At 54.9% G+C, this 306-nt stretch carries 1 rRNA gene; it reads right to left on the minus strand.

What is annotated here, in order from left to right:
* A 23S ribosomal RNA gene (locus IQR33_RS09090) occupies positions 1–306 on the minus strand; the annotation flags it as partial.

Below are 306 nucleotides of genomic sequence, written 5' to 3' on the forward strand. Positions count from 1 at the left end.
TCAGCCTACGCACTTGAACCTGGACAACCGTCGCCAGGCCCACCTAGCCTTCTCCGTCCCCCCATCGCAATTGTAAGAAGTACGGGAATATTAACCCGTTTCCCATCGACTACGCCTTTCGGCCTCGCCTTAGGGGTCGACTTACCCTGCCCCGATTAACGTTGGACAGGAACCCTTGGTCTTCCGGCGAGGAGGTTTTTCACCCCCTTTATCGTTACTCATGTCAGCATTCGCACTTCTGATACGTCCAGCATGCGTTACCACACACCTTCAACCGCTTACAGAACGCTCCCCTACCCAATGCAC

The organism is Vibrio sp. OPT46, assembly GCF_015163535.1.
GTDB classification, from domain to species: Bacteria; Pseudomonadota; Gammaproteobacteria; order Enterobacterales; family Vibrionaceae; genus Vibrio; species Vibrio alginolyticus.